This is a genomic window from Lysobacter sp. Soil_N_51, assembly GCF_057655755.1.
Genome location: NZ_JBDGLR010000013.1, coordinates 75329 through 88653, shown reverse-complemented (window position 1 = coordinate 88653; position 13325 = coordinate 75329). Strand labels below are relative to the sequence as shown.

The 13325-nt window shown below is 67.7% G+C and carries 14 protein-coding genes and 1 pseudogene; 9 read left to right on the top strand and 6 right to left on the bottom strand.

All coding sequences use genetic code 11. From position 1 onward, the window contains the following. The first annotated feature begins 26 nt into the window (after positions 1–26). From moaB to ppk2, 3 genes are read left to right on the top strand one after another with little or no spacing between them, the layout of a single operon-like run. A complete protein-coding gene (moaB, locus tag AC3A4T_RS22715; RefSeq protein WP_487677484.1) occupies positions 27–545 on the top strand; it encodes a molybdenum cofactor biosynthesis protein B in 519 nt (172 codons plus the stop codon). Positions 546–550: 5 nt separating this feature from the next. Continuing rightward, positions 551–931, top strand: coding sequence for a helix-turn-helix domain-containing protein (locus tag AC3A4T_RS22710; protein WP_483585416.1), 381 nt, complete (start codon positions 551–553; stop codon positions 929–931). Beyond that, positions 928–1701: a polyphosphate kinase 2 gene (gene ppk2 / locus AC3A4T_RS22705; RefSeq protein ID WP_487677483.1), complete on the top strand. Its 774-nt coding sequence runs from the start codon at positions 928–930 to the stop codon at positions 1699–1701. The genes AC3A4T_RS22710 and ppk2 overlap by 4 nt, the downstream gene beginning before the upstream one ends. A gap of 413 nt (positions 1702–2114) precedes the next feature. On the opposite strand, the gene AC3A4T_RS22700 is transcribed toward ppk2, so the two are convergent. Next, positions 2115–2858 (bottom strand): helix-turn-helix domain-containing protein, encoded by a 744-nt coding sequence (locus AC3A4T_RS22700; RefSeq protein ID WP_056113203.1) that lies wholly within the window; start codon positions 2856–2858, stop codon positions 2115–2117. A gap of 135 nt (positions 2859–2993) precedes the next feature. Here AC3A4T_RS22700 and AC3A4T_RS22695 point away from each other — a divergent pair, with 135 nt between their 5' ends. Together AC3A4T_RS22695 and AC3A4T_RS22690 are read left to right on the top strand one after the other, a co-directional pair. Next, positions 2994–3416: a hypothetical protein gene (locus AC3A4T_RS22695; protein ID WP_487677482.1), complete on the top strand. Its 423-nt coding sequence runs from the start codon at positions 2994–2996 to the stop codon at positions 3414–3416. 41 nt (positions 3417–3457) lie between these two features. Further along, a complete protein-coding gene (locus AC3A4T_RS22690) occupies positions 3458–4369 on the top strand; it encodes a DUF2145 domain-containing protein (protein WP_487677481.1) in 912 nt (303 codons plus the stop codon). A gap of 92 nt (positions 4370–4461) precedes the next feature. On the opposite strand, the gene AC3A4T_RS22685 is transcribed toward AC3A4T_RS22690, so the two are convergent. From AC3A4T_RS22685 to AC3A4T_RS22675, 3 genes and pseudogenes are all read right to left on the bottom strand, one after another. Further along, entirely contained in the window at positions 4462–4731 is a 270-nt protein-coding gene (locus AC3A4T_RS22685) for an acylphosphatase (protein ID WP_487677480.1), read from the bottom strand. 107 nt (positions 4732–4838) lie between these two features. Then, positions 4839–5447 (bottom strand): annotated as a pseudogene (locus tag AC3A4T_RS22680) (TlpA family protein disulfide reductase); the annotation flags it as partial. Further along, complete coding sequence (locus AC3A4T_RS22675; RefSeq protein ID WP_487677479.1) at positions 5447–6718, bottom strand: YihY family inner membrane protein; 1272 nt, start codon at positions 6716–6718, stop codon at positions 5447–5449. The gene AC3A4T_RS22675 and the pseudogene AC3A4T_RS22680, both read right to left, overlap by 1 nt. Positions 6719–6968: 250 nt before the next feature. On the opposite strand from AC3A4T_RS22675, the gene wrbA reads away from it, so the two are divergent. From wrbA to AC3A4T_RS22655, 4 genes are all read left to right on the top strand, one after another. After that, on the top strand, positions 6969–7562 hold the full coding sequence (gene wrbA, locus AC3A4T_RS22670; RefSeq protein ID WP_487677478.1) for an NAD(P)H:quinone oxidoreductase: 594 nt from the start codon (positions 6969–6971) through the stop codon (positions 7560–7562). Continuing rightward, positions 7559–7942: a DUF2069 domain-containing protein gene (locus tag AC3A4T_RS22665; RefSeq protein WP_487677477.1), complete on the top strand. Its 384-nt coding sequence runs from the start codon at positions 7559–7561 to the stop codon at positions 7940–7942. The genes wrbA and AC3A4T_RS22665 overlap by 4 nt, the downstream gene beginning before the upstream one ends. A 281-nt stretch (positions 7943–8223) precedes the next feature. Next, positions 8224–8709, top strand: a complete 486-nt coding sequence (locus AC3A4T_RS22660) for an asparaginase domain-containing protein (RefSeq protein ID WP_487677476.1) — start codon at positions 8224–8226, stop codon at positions 8707–8709. Between the two features lie 229 nt (positions 8710–8938). Continuing rightward, entirely contained in the window at positions 8939–9607 is a 669-nt protein-coding gene (locus AC3A4T_RS22655; protein WP_487677475.1) for a hypothetical protein, read from the top strand. Between the two features lie 64 nt (positions 9608–9671). Here AC3A4T_RS22655 and AC3A4T_RS22650 read toward each other — a convergent pair whose 3' ends face one another. Both AC3A4T_RS22650 and AC3A4T_RS22645 read right to left on the bottom strand, forming a co-directional pair. After that, positions 9672–10988, bottom strand: coding sequence for a M20/M25/M40 family metallo-hydrolase (locus AC3A4T_RS22650; RefSeq protein ID WP_487677474.1), 1317 nt, complete (start codon positions 10986–10988; stop codon positions 9672–9674). A 519-nt stretch (positions 10989–11507) separates the two neighbouring features. Next, the gene (locus tag AC3A4T_RS22645) at positions 11508–13178 is read right to left on the bottom strand and encodes a M20/M25/M40 family metallo-hydrolase (RefSeq protein ID WP_487677473.1); all 1671 of its coding nucleotides are present in this window, start codon (positions 13176–13178) and stop codon (positions 11508–11510) included. Between the last annotated feature and the right edge of the window lie 147 nt (positions 13179–13325).

The following is a 13325-nucleotide window of genomic DNA, read 5'->3' as shown; positions in this document are numbered from 1 at the left end:
GCCATCATTTGCGCTAGGCTCCGTCCATGACCGCAGAACGCGATTTCATCCCCCTGAACCTGTGCGTGCTGACCGTATCCGACAGCCGCAGCCTGGCCGAAGACAGTTCCGGCGATTACCTGATCCAGTCGCTGACCGATGCCGGCCATCGCCTGGTCGAACGCAAGCTGTTGCCCGACGACCGCTACAAGCTGCGCGCGGCGGTGTCGCAATGGATCGCCGACGAAGGCGTCGACGGCATATTGGTCACCGGCGGCACCGGCTTCACCGGCCGCGATTCCACGCCCGAGGCGCTGCTGCCGCTGCTGGACAAGGAAATGCCGGGCTTCGGCGAACTGTTCCGCGCGATCAGCTATGAGGAGATCGGCACCTCGACCCTGCAATCGCGCGCCTTCGCCGGTCTGGCCAACGCGACCTTTTTGTTCTGCCTGCCGGGGTCGACCTCGGCCTGCCGCACCGCCTGGGAAAAGATCGTCAGCGCGCAGCTCGACGCGCGCACCCGGCCGTGCAACCTCGCCACATTGCGTCCCCGCCTCAAGGAGTGATCGGCATGTCGCTCGATACCACCCTGCGTTTGTTGACCAAGGCCAGCGGCCTGAGCGTCACCGACCTGGCCACCGCGATCCCGCGCGCCGGCGCGGCCACCGTCAGCGCCTGGCTGCGCGGCGACAAGCTGCCCGGCCGCGATCAGGTCGATGCGCTCGCGCGCGCGTTCGGCGTCCCCGCCGGCGCCCTGCTCGCCGACCTGGCCAGCACCCTGGACCCGGCCCGCACCCAGGGCGAACACGACCTGCTCGCGGCGTATCGCGCGCTGAGCACCAAGCAACAGGGCGCGCTGCTCGAAGTGGCCACCGCGATGGCCGGTACCAAGCGCGGCGCGGCCGGCAAACCCGCGGCGAAATCCACCGGATCGAGAAAGGCCAGACGATGAGCGGACTCAAGCGCAAGGACTACGAGGCGCAGCTCGAAGCGCTGCAACTGGATCTGACGGCGATGGCGCGCTGGGTGCAGCACCACGGCAAGCGCGTGGTGGTGCTGCTGGAAGGCCGCGACACCGCCGGCAAGGGCGGCGCGATCAGCGCTTTGTCCGAACACCTCAACCCGCGCCAATGCCACGTCGTCGCGTTGTCCAAGCCCAGCGAACGCGAAAGCGGTCAGTGGTATTTCCAGCGCTACGTGCCGCACCTGCCCGCGGCCGGCGAGATCGCCCTGTTCGATCGCAGCTGGTACAACCGCGCCGGCGTCGAAAGCGTCATGGGCTTCGCCAAGCCCGAGCAGGTCAAGGCCTTTCTCAAGCAGGCGCCGGTGTTCGAAAAGCTGCTGACCGACGACGGCATCGTGCTGTTCAAGTATTGGCTGTGCTGCGACCAGGAAGAGCAGGAGGAGCGCTTCGCCGAACGGCTGAACGACCCGCTCAAGCGCTGGAAGCTGTCGCCGATCGACCTGGAAGCGCGCAAGCATTACGACGATTACACCAAGGCGCGCGAGGTCATGCTCGAAGCCACCCACAGCAAACACGCGCCGTGGACGCTGGTGGATTTCAACGATCAGCGCCAGGGCCGGCTGAGCCTGATCCGCGATCTGCTGTCGCGGCTGCCGGAGACGAAGCTGCCGGAGACCGAGCTTGAGTTCCCGCCACTGAAGGGCAAGCCGTCGAAGGAGAAGTTCGGGGTGCTCAAGCCTATTGGGCGTGGGAAGTAGGCTGTTTTGGGATTCGGGATTCGGGATTCGGGATTCGGGACGAGGTTCGAGGTTCGAGGTTCGAGGTTCGAGGTTTACAGCCTAGGCCGACACGCGACACGCTTTTGCTCGTCATCCCCGCGAAGGCGGGGATCCAGAGACTTCAGCGCTATGTCGCGATCGATAAAGCTCTCCATGTTCGGCTACGCGAAGGTAAACGCGTCGGAGTGACATCCGACGAAGACGCAGGCCTTTCAGGCAAGACCCTTCGCATCACGCTGAAGTCTCTGGATCCCCGCCTTCGCGGGGATGACGGTCCGAGGGATGACGGTCTACGCGATGACGGTCTGGTGGATGACGACCTGAGGGATGACGGCCTGATGGATCACGGACTATTGGATGTTCGGCATCCGACGCCCACGCACATCCAACCCTTACCCATCCTGCGACCGCCGATACGGCTGGAACAACTGCAGCAGCCACGGCTTCTGCGCCAGCACCAGACTCACCCCGACCCGCTCCTGCGCGCTCAGCGACGCATCTCGCGCCAGCAAGGCGTCGAACTCGCGCGCGACCTCGCCCAGCCGCTGCTTGAGCTGACGGATGCCGGCGGTGCTCAGCGCGCCGCTGAGCAACAGCAGCACGTCCTGCTCGCCGTCGAACGGGTCGGCGAAGAAATCGCCGAGCAGGCGATGACGGAAATAGCGCTCCATCGGCCCGTCGGCGCGCCAGCGGAAATTGCGCGCGGTCAGCGGCCGGCCGCGGTTGCCTGGCATCAGTTCGATGATGCCGAGCCGGTCCAGCCGCACCAGCAGCGCGGTCCACTGCGCGTTGTCGAAATTGAAATGGGCCTGGACGTCGGCCTGCTTCCAGCGGTTCAAGGTCAGGAACAAGGCCAGCAGCAGCGCCGGTTCGTCGACCAGCGCCTGCTCCTGCGCCTCGCTGAGCGCGGCCATCGGCGCGCGTCCGCGCGCGGACTCGGCGCTGAGCTCGGCCAGGCCGATGTCGAGCACCTCGCACACCTCCTCCAGCCGCTGCAGGCTCATCGCCCGGCGCGAGAACATCCGCTTGACCGCCGCCTCGCTGAGCTTCAGCCGCACGGCGAGATCGCGATAGGTCAGGTCCTGGGCGCGCAGAAAGCGCTTGAGGGCGTCGACGAGTTCTAAAGAGAGGGCCATGGGGTATCACAATACGCTACCAGGCAGTCCAGTCCGAGCCACTTTGTCGATGATTGTTGCAATCGCCTCGGGCCGCGCCGAGGGTTGGCTCCACATCAGGACCAGGTTGCTCGAATGCCACGGATTGCCGAACGCATGCTCCCCCGGGTCCTGATGGGTTTGGCCGTCGCAGGCTTGCTGGCAGGGATGCCGGCAAGGGCGGCGGGGCAATCGGACGCGGTCAGCCGCCAGTCCGAAGCCAGTCTCAACGCCTCGGTCGAAGTGCCGGTGGCGGCGGCGCATGCTTTGTCGCAGGGCGCCAAATTTTCGGTCACCGGCGTCGCCGCCAGTGCGCAGGGCGTCGCGGTGACGGTGTCCGCGGCCGGCGCGGGTGCCTCGTTCGTGGTGATGTTGTCGGCCAAGGCGGCCAAGGACCTGGGCCTCGCGGTCGGCGCCTCGGTGGTGGTGTCGGTGGTCGCGGCCGGTTGGTTGATCAGCGACGCCGCCGGCCATGCGATCTGTTTCGTTCCCGACGCCGCCGCGCGCGCGCTGATCCACAGCGCGCGGGTCAGCGCATGAATTCGCTTTGCATGGGCGCGGCGTCAATCAGCGCGGCGTGCATGAGCGCCACCTGCAAGAACCTGTTCTCGTTCCTAGTTCGAACCTTCGTGGCTGGCAGGACGCCGGCGGCCGGCAGGAAGCTGGCCATCACGCTGGGAGTGGCAGTGGTGGTATCGGGGCTGTTGCCCACACAAGGACGTGCGGGCACTCGCTGCGAGAACGCCACGATCAGCCCGCAAAGCGCCGCCGCGGCCGCGCAGACCGCATTGACCGTCGCCGCCGCGCTCGAGCAACGCGACGCGCCGGCCGCGCTGGTCGCGCGCGTGGGCACCGACCTGTCGGCGCAAGGACTGGTCTACAGCCATGTCGGTTTCGTCGTGCGCGATCATCCGGCCGGGCGCTGGACCGCGGTGCATCTGCTCAACGAATGCGGCAGCGACCGCTCCAATCTGTACACGCAAGGATTGGTGAATTTCTTCGCCGACGATCTGGTCAACCAGGACGCGCGCATCGTCTGGCTGCGGCCCGAACAAGCGCAGCGGTTGGCCGAGTACCTGCGCGCATTGCCACGCGGCGCGCTGCATCAACCGCATTACAACCTGATCGCGCGGCCCGGCAGCGCCGACTATCAGAACTCCACCGCCTGGGTGGTGGAAACCCTCGCCGCCAGCCTGCTCGAACCGGCCGGTCAACATCGGCTGAGCAACAACCGGCGCGAGGCCTACCGCGCGGCCGAACACGACGGCTTCCGTCCCGACCGCATCCACATCCCCTATTCCAAGCGCGTGCTCGGCGGTTTGTTCAGCGCCAATGTCGCCTTCACCGATCATCCGATCGGCACCCGCCTGGCCGGCGATTATCCAGTGGTGACGGTGCGCTCGATCATCGAATACCTCGAGCGCAGCGGCCACATCGACGCGCAGCGCGAATGGCGCAACGGCCGGGTGGCGACACGGTTGGGCGCGTTGTAGCCAGCGGCCGGCGGCCGGCTGGAACGGCGAGTTCATCGGCGACTTCATCGGCAGCGTGATGCGCCGCGTGTCGCCGGATACTTACGCCGCGCTCAGCCGCAGACGAATCCGTCGCCGGCTTCGTTCTCGCTCGCTGACTCGCGTAGCAATGCATCCACCCGCGCCATCGGCGGGCCGTGCGCCAGCCACTGCGCCAATCGTTCGATCGCTGCCTCCTCGCCGACGGCCAGGACTTCGACCCGGCCGTCGCGCAGGTTGTTGGCGTAGCCGCGCAGGCCCAGCGCCAGCGCCTGCTCGCGGGTGGAGGCGCGGAACCAGACGCCCTGGACCTTGCCGGTTACGAAGAAGCGCGCAGCGCTCATGCCGTGGGCGTGGCTTGCGCAGGCTTTGCTTCTGCGGGCTTTGCTTCTGCGGACTTTGCCGCTGCAGGCTTCGTCTCGGAGGACTCAGCTTCGAGTGGTTTCGGCCCACCGGCCTTGGCGATCGCGTCCTCGATCTTCTTCGCATCGACCGGGCCGAGGAATTTGTCGGCGACCTTGCCGTCGGGTCCGATCAGATACGTCATCGGCAGACCGCGCGGAGTGTCGAACGCGGCCGGCGGCGCGGTCACGTCGAGGATCGCGATCGGGTACGAGACCGGATGCTCTTTCAGGAACGCCTGCATGTCGGGCAGTTCGATTTCCTCGTAGGCCAGGCCGATCACCTCGATGTGTTCGCGCATCGTGTCCAGCGCCGACAGCTCGGGCATTTCCTTGATGCACGGCGCACACCAGGTCGCCCAGAAATTCACCACCACCCAGCGTCCGCGGTGTTCGGCCAGGTCGTAGGTCTTGCCGTCGATGGTCGCGATGCGCAGTTCGGGCGTGTCGGAGGCTGACTTGTCGGAAGCTGGCGTGTCGGTCGCGGGCTTGTCGGTCGTGGGCGCAGCAGCCGGCGCGGTCGCGGCGGGCTTGGCATCGGCGGGCTTGGCCGCATCGGATTCGGCGGGTTTCTGGCAAGCGGCAAGCAAGGCCGCGGCGATTGCGACGGCAAGCAGCGGCAGGCCGCGGCGGGAAGTGGCGCGGGTGGGGCTGAACATCAGGATCGTTCCTCTTCGGCGTGAATGCTGGACACGCGTCGTTTCATGAGCGCGCGCAACGGCACGCGCAGTTCGTCCATCGCCGCGACCGCGGACTGACCGAGCAGGTCGTCGCGGCACGGCAGCATCGCCTCGGCGATCGGAATGCGCAGGTTGCAGGCTTCGTACAGTTCGCCCAGCGACAAGTCGTCGAGATCGCGCGCCAGCAGCCATTCGCCGCTTTCGGCGCGGCGCACCACGTTGATCTGGCCGAGCTGTTCGAGCATCTGCTGGACCAGGGCGTCGGTCAGCATCGGTTCGCGCTGCTGGATCTCGTCGACATGCAGGCCGCGGCCGTCCTTACGCGCCTCGTTGAAGCGCGCGAGCAGGCGCAGCAAGCCGTACATCTCGAATCCCAGCGGCAGCCGCATCGACGCCGGCTGATAGCGGAACGCGGCGATCGACGAGGCCAGCGACGCGCCCAGCAGCACCGCGACCCAGCTGAGATAAATCCACAGCAGGAAGATCGGCACGAACGCCAGGGTGCCGTAGATCTTCGAATACGAGCCGAAGCTGCCCAGGTAGAACCCGATGCCGCCCTTGATCAATTCGAACAGCACCATCGCCAGGAACGCGCCGGCCACGGCATGCCGCCACTTGATCGTGCGATGCGGCACGACCTTGAAGATCGCCGCGAACGCCAGCCATTCCAGACCCATCGGCGCGGCGCGCAGCAGCAGACCCTCCAGCCAGCGGCCCGGTTCGGTGGCGAACACTTCCATGGCGAAAAAGCGCGCCGAGATCGCCAGGCTGGCAGCGGCCATCAAGGCGCCGAGGGTCAGCACGGTCCAGTAGACCAGGAACCGGCCCAGCCGCGGCCGCGCCGACGGCACCCGCCAGATCCGGTTGAACGCCGTTTCCACGCCGTTGAGGGTGATCAGCAGCGAGACCACCAGCGCGATCACGCCGGCGGTGGTGAGTTGGCCGGCGTTGGCCGAGAACTGCTTGAGGTAGCTCTCCACCGAGCGCGCCGCCGACGGCACGAAGTTGGAGAAGATGTAGTCGCTGAGGCGATCGCTCCATTCGCCGAACATCGGGAACGCCGAGAGCACGCCGAACACCACCATCGACAGCGGCACCAGCGCGAACACGGTCGTGTACGACAGCGCGCCGGCGGCCTGGAACAGGTTGTCGTCGAGGAAGCGCTTGGCCAGGAAGCGGAAGAACGTGCTCATGCGCGCGCGGTCGCGCACGCGGTCGGCCCAGCGGTAGATCGAGTCCAAAGGTTCCATCCGCCGCAGGGTAACCGATGGGGTGTGGGGGTGGCATGCAGTGGCGGTTGAGTCGGATCGGGCCGTGTGCCCTCATCCGGCCCTGCGGGCCACCTTCTCCCGCAAGCCACAGAAGGGAACAAAGCCGCCGCGCCTGCGAAGCCGCTGCGTATTCGAAGCCCCTCTCCCGCTTGCGGGAGAGGGGTTGGGGTGAGGGCCCGCACGCCACCTCGACGCATTCCTCTATCCTTCCCCCGCAAAGGAGAATCCAATGACCGAAGTACTGGTGCTCTACTACAGCCGCGGCGGATCGGTGGCGCGGCTCGCGCGGCAGATCGCGCGCGGGATCGGCGAGGTCGACGGCGTCAGCGCGCGGGTGCGCAGCGTGCCGCCAGTGGCCGCAGTCACCCAGACCGCCGCGCCGCCGGTGCCCGACGACGGCGCCCCGTACGTGGACGCGCGCGATCTGGTCGAATGCGCCGGCCTGGTGCTCGGCAGCCCGACCCGCTTCGGCAACATGGCCGCGCCGGTCAAGCACTGGCTGGACGGGCTCGGCGCCGAATGGGCCAGCGGCACCCTGGTCGGCAAACCGGCGGCGGTGTTCACCTCGACCGCGACCCAGCACGGCGGCCAGGAATCCACCCTGCTGACAATGATGGTGCCGCTGCTGCACCACGGCTGCGTGATCGTCGGCATTCCCTACACCGAGCCCGCGCTCAGCCACACCCACGGCGGCGGCACGCCCTACGGCGCCAGCCACGTCGCCGGCGCCCAGGACGATCCGCAGCCCAGCGAGGACGAAGCGATCCTCGCCCGCGCGCTAGGCCGCCGGGTCGCCGAGCTGGTCGCCAAGGTGAGCCGTTGAACGCGCCACGCGATCCGCGGGGCGCCGCGCCGCCCGCGCAGACTTCGGCCGCGGCGCACTGGACCCTGCTGGGTTCGCTGATCGCCCTGGCCGCGCTGTTTTCGCTGTGGTACGTGCTGCCTCGCGAGCATCTGGCCGCCGGCCTGCTGGTGTTCGTGCTGCCGCCGGCGCTGCTCGCGCTCGGCGTCGCCCTACGCAGCCGCCTCGCCGGGTACTGGGCCGGCGTGCTCGCGCTGTTCTGGTTCTGCCATGGGGTCATGCTGGCCTGGTCGTCGCCACCCGAGCGCGGCTACGCCTTGATCGAAGTGGCGCTGGCGCTGGCGGTGATCTTCGCGGCGAACTTGGCCGGGGTGAAGGCGCGGTTTTCCAAGAAATCCTGATCGCCAGGGGCGCATGCGGCGTGGCAACGGCCCTCGCAAACCACCCCACCAGCGCATTCGCGCAACCAGCGGAGCCGGTACACCCAGAAGAGGTTCTTCGCGAGAACGAGGTTTCGCGGTCGCGGCTCGTGAGCGAAGGACATCCACGCGGACGCAGCTCCTGCAGTCGACGTCCGGACCTATCGGTACGGATCACGCGATGTCGCCGCCGCGCCCGCGCAAACGCCCGCGCGCGGCTGGACCTATAATCGCCGTCTCCCCGACCTCGCGAATCTTCCACGATGGACCAGCTCTGCATCGTCACCACCGGCGGCACGATCGACAAGATCTACTTCGACGACAAGTCGGACTACCAGATCGGCGAACCGCAGATCGGCCGCATTCTCGACGAGCTCGGCGTGGCTTTCCGCTATAGCGTGATTCCGATCATCCGCAAGGATTCGCTGCACATCACCAGCGCCGATCGCGAGCTGATCCGCGCCGCGATCGCCGCCCAGGACGCGCAGCACGTGCTAGTCACCCACGGCACCGACAGCATGGTCGAGACCGCCAAGGTGCTCGCCACCATCCCCGGCAAGACCATCGTCCTGACCGGCGCGCTGAACCCGGCGCGGTTCCGCGGCTCGGACGCCGAGTTCAACATCGGCACCGCGGTCGGCGCGGTGCAGTCGCTGCCGGCCGGCGTCTACATCGCCATGAACGGGCGGATCTGGGACCCGGCCAAGGTCCGCAAGAACGTCGAAGCCAACCGTTTCGAAGCGCTGTGAACCGCGCTGCGGTGTGATCGCGCGGCGCGGGCCGAAGCTGGCCCGGGGTTGGACCGGGACTGGCCCTTATCGGCAAACCCGACCGCGCATCACATCGCAAGCTCCACCTAGGTCTCGCGGTTCGCCAACGCCGTCGCGCATTTGGGTCCACATCGGGTGTGGATTGAGCCCTTGCGGCGCCCCGCGATGGATTAGCATCGACGGCTTGTCCACTGCTGCGGTGATCTTCATGCGTCGAATCGTTCCGGCCCTGACGGTGTCTGCGTTGGCGCTGCTCGCGCTGGCGGCCTGCCAGAAACCCGCCGAACCCGCCCAGCCCGCCGCCGCGGCCCAGACCGACACCGGCAAGGCGCCGGCGGCGGCTCCGGCCGAGGCGGCGCCCAACCCGCTGGAACCGCCCGCGCGGGTGCTGCGCAACGATGCGATCGGCTACGACGGCTTCAACGGCGGCACCGAGGCCGGCGCGGTCAGCGCCAAATTCGGCGCCGATGCCGCGGCCGTGCGCGGCGCCTGGGGCGGCGAGATGAAGGACAACAACGGCCAGCGCCCCGACGCCAAGTGCTACCTGCTGTACCCGGTGCGCGGCGCGATCACCCACCAGTACGGCTTCCTGATGGGCGCCGACGGGCTGACCGGCATCGACGTCTACGATCCCAAGGCGCTCGCCCCGGGCGGCGGCCGCATCGGCATGAGCATCGACGAGATCAACAAGGCCTACCCCGGCAAGGTCAAGCAGATTCCGAATCCGAGCTTCGAAGGCGCCGCGTTCCTGCAGGTGTCGCCGCCGGACGGCAAGGACACCCAGTTGGTGTTCGAGACCGACGCGCTCGGCAGCGTCACCAACTGGCGCATCGGCAAGCGCGGCGCGATCGAACCCGACGAAAGCTGCACCCGCTGATCCGGCGGTTTGCATCCCGCGACGATCCGGACCATCGGCCCGGATCGTCGCCACCGCCCTGCCCTCAGCGCCCGGCGGTCTTGCCCACCTCGCCCAGGAACGCCAGCCCCAGCTTGGCGAACGGCACGCTCGCCTGCGCCGACTGGCCGACGCTGGCCAGGGTGTCGTTGGCGGTGTGGATGTACGGCGAATAGCCGCCGTTGGCGTTGCCGCCTTCGAAATACATCGCCGCCGGATAACCCGCCGCGGTCCACGAGGCGTGATCGGAACAGCCGTAGTTGCAGGTGTAGCTGCCCAGCCGCAGGCTGCCGCCGAGGTAGGTCGCGAACAGATCGCGCAGCAACTGCTGCAGGCCGGCGTTGGAGAAGTCGTTGATCACCCGCACGTCCGGCGCGGTGCTGGTGCGGTAGTTGGTCATGTCCAGCTGCAGCACGCCGACCACGTTGACGCCGCGTGCCTTGAAATCCGCGGCGATCGCCTTGGAACCGCGCAGGCCGATTTCCTCGGCCGCATAACCCATCAGCTTGATCGTGCGCTTGGGCCTGTAGCCGTTGGCCATGGCGATGCGCAGCACCTCGGTCAGGGTGGCGATGCCGGACGCGTCGTCGTCGGCGCCGGGCGCGCGCATGCTTTCGCCGCTGCCGCTGTTGGAAATCGTGTCCAGGTGCGCGCCGAGCACGACCACTTCGTTGGGCAGTTCGTTGCCGCGGATGGTCAGGATCACCGACGGTTGCGAACCGCAGCCGCTGCAATTGAACAGTTCGGTGCTGACGTCGCTGCGGCCGTTGCCGAGCGCGGCCCAGCGGTCGCGAACCCAGGTCGCCGCGTTGCGGCCGTGGCTGGTGTTGGCGTGACGGTTCGGCCAGTTGCTCGACAGCGACTGGATGGTCGCGCGGATGTTGGCTTCGCTGACCTGGCCCAGCCACGGCGTGACCGTGGCCTGGTTGTCGATCGCATAGCTGGCGAAAGCGGTGGTCATCGCTTCCACGCTGCGGTCGTTGCGCACGAAGGCTTCGGCTTCGGCGCGGCTGTCGAAGGCGAAATAACCGCCGCAGCGGCGTTCCTTTTCGTGCACGTGGCGGCTCAGGTCGGTGAGCTGATGGGTCTGCAGCTCGGACACGACCAGGGCCGCGCCGCTGCGGGCGACGCGGGCGCTGGCGTTGCGCGCGAGCGTGCTCAAGCCGGCGTCGTGGGTCTGGCGCGAGGTCACCACGTACACCGGCTTGAACGGATCGGGTTGCGCGGCGGCCTGGGCGATGTCGGCCTGGGCCGGAGCGATCGGGGCCGGACCGGCGCGGTCGGCGCGGTCGGCCTGCGCGAACGCGGGCGCGACCGCGGCCAACGAGAGCAGCGAGAGGGATAACAGGATCGAACGTTGCACGGTGAGGCTCCTTGAATGAGGGCGCCGCACACGACGCAGTGCGGATTGCGCGATCGATGCCGCCGCGACGCCGCGCGCGGTACGGTCGTACTCGCCGGATCCTTGACCCCTGATCTTTGATTCGAGACCCGTGACCCGACGCTGCGCCGTCGACCGATCGCCTGCCCTGGGCGATGCCGACGCGCGCGATTCCAGGCTAGAGGAGCCCGCGCAGCTCTCCGCCACGCCATGCCGTCGCCGCATCCGCACGCGGGTGATCGCCGTCATGCAAATCGGCGAATCAGACGAGTCCGAATCGGCTTGCGGCGCATGCGCTGGCGACTCGTCGGCGCGCATTCGATCGAGCGAATCGTCATGCCGGGCGGACGACCGGCGTCCGCGCCCGGCATCCACGTCGACGTGGACGTCGATATCGGCATCGGCATAAAAAACCCCGGCCGAAGCCGGGGTCGCAAACGTCTGGGTCGTTACCCACGCGCGGCGAACCGATACGCAACGGCATCGGTTCGCCGCCGTCGATCAGAACGTGATGCTCCAGGTGTCGATGCGGCCGACGTCGCCGCCGGCATTGTCGTTGACCCGCAGCTTCCACGCGCCGTTGAGGGGTTCGCTGGACAAGTTGAAGGTGAAGGTGCCGGTCACGTTGTCGGCGCTGCCGCCGGTGCGGTTGTGGATGTTGTAGAGCGAACCGTCCGGCGCGACCAGGTCGACCTTGATGTCCTGCTTGTAGGTATGAAGGATGTTGACCGACACCGAGGCGTTGGTCGGCGCGTTGCCGGTGCGGCCCGACACGTTGATCGTGCTTTCAACCGTGGCGTTGTCGGTGATCGCGACATCGGTGCCGTTGGTATAGGTCTGCACGCCGGGGCCCGGGCCGGGACCGGTGCCGGCGGTCTTGCCGAGCTCGCCGAGGAAGGCCAGGCCGAGCTTCGCGAACGGCACGCTGTTGGCCGCCGAATTGCTCATGTTGGCCATCGTGTCGTTGGGCGTGTGGATGTACGGCGAATAGCCGCCGTTGGCGGTGCCGCCTTCGAAATAGATCGCCGCCGGGAAGCCCGCCGCGGTCCACGAGGCATGATCCGAGCAGCCGTAGCCGCAGGTGTAGCTGCCGACGGTGCCGCCGAGGTAGGTGCTGTACAGATCACGCAGGAACTGCTGCAGGCTGGCGTTGGAGAAATCGCTGACCAGGCGCACCGCCGGGGCGCCGCTGACCCGGTAGTTGGTCATGTCCAGTTGCAGCACGCCGACCACGTTGACGCCGCGGTTCTTGAAGTCGGTGGCGATCGCCTTCGATCCGCGCAGGCCGACTTCCTCGGCCGCGTAGCCCATGAACTTGATCGTGCGCTTGGGCTTGTAGCCGCTGGCCATCGCCACGCGCAGCACTTCGGTCAGGGTGGCGATGCCCGAGGCGTCGTCGTCGGCGCCCGGCGCGTTCATCGCATCGCCGCTGCCGCTGCTGGAGATCGAGTCCAGATGCGCGCCGAGCACGACCACTTCGTTCGGCAATTCGCTGCCCTGGATGGTCAGGATCGCCGAGGGCTGGGTCGAGCAGTTGGTGCAACCGGTGTACAGCTCGGCGGTGACGTCGCTGCGGCCGTTGGCCAGGCCCTGCCAGGTGTCCTTGATCCAGGTCGCCGAGGTGCGGCCGTGGGTCGAGGCGTAGTAGCGGTTCGGGTATGAGGTCGACAGGTGATTGATGGTGCCGCGGATATTGGCTTCGGCGACCTGACTCAGCCACGGCGTCACCGTGGCCTGGTTGTCGATGGTGTAGGTCGCGAACTGGGTGTTCATCGCCTGCACGCTGCGATCGTTCTTGACGAAGGTTTCGGCCTCCTCGCGCGAATCGAACGCGACGAACCCGCCGCAGCGCTGTTCCTTCTCGTGGACGTGGCGGGCGATGTCGACCAGCTGGTGAGTTTTCAGTTCGGAAATCACCAACTTGGCGCCGGCCGGATTGCTCAGGCCGAGCGAGTTGTTCGTCATCGTCTTGACCCCGGCGTCGAAGGTGGCGCGCGAGGTCACGATGTAGACCGGCTTGAACGGATCGTCGGTGGCATCGGCCGGACGCACGTGATCGTGCGCGTGGTCCTGCGCGAACGCCGGCGCGGTGGTGAGCGCGAGGGCGAGCAGGGTCGGAACGAACATCGTCCGCAAGGATGAAGCGGGCACGGTGGCAGGTTGCTGATTCACGGAAAGCGCTCCTGGTTCGACGTCGCCGGCGCGATGGTTTCGGCATCGGCGCGGGGACGCGGATGGACTGGGATGACGGCCGCGCGTGGCGCGGTCGTCGCGAGGGGTTTGCTGCGCGTGAAAGCGGCGCCGAACCGTGCGGGGGAA